Below are 463 nucleotides of genomic sequence, written 5' to 3'. Positions count from 1 at the left end.
GTCGAGAACTATCTGAAGGGCAAGACGCCGGCGCCGTTCGATCTGCTGTACTGGAACGGCGACTCCACCAACCTGCCGGGCCCGTGGTACTGCTGGTATCTGCGCCATACGTATCTGCAGAACGACCTCAAGACGCCGGGCAAGCTGAAGGTGAATGGCACGCCGGTGGACCTCGGCAAGATTGATGCGCCGGTCTACATCTACGGCTCGCGTGAAGACCACATCGTGCCGGGGAAGTCGGCCTATGGCTCGGTGCCGCTGCTCAAGGGCAAGCGGCGTTTCGTCCTGGGCGCTTCGGGACATATCGCAGGCGTCATCAACCCGCCTGCGGCCAACAAGCGTTCGCACTGGATCAATGCCAAGCTGCCCGAGTCCGCCGATGCGTGGTTCGAGGGTGCGAAGGAGCATCCGGGCAGCTGGTGGCCGGATTGGTCAACTTGGCTGGCGTCACACGCCGGTGCGC

1 protein-coding gene is annotated in these 463 nt (G+C 63.5%); it reads left to right on the top strand.

The features are described from left to right. On the top strand, positions 1-463 hold a 463-nt coding region (locus J5M66_RS26660; protein ID WP_207817549.1), incomplete at both ends, for an alpha/beta fold hydrolase.

The sequence above is a fragment of the Pseudomonas sp. 67(2021) genome (assembly GCF_017491835.1).
GTDB classification, from domain to species: Bacteria; Pseudomonadota; Gammaproteobacteria; order Pseudomonadales; family Pseudomonadaceae; genus Aquipseudomonas; species Aquipseudomonas atacamensis.
Note: the sequence above shows the minus strand (reverse complement) of the source record. Positions and strands in the feature narration are given on the sequence as shown.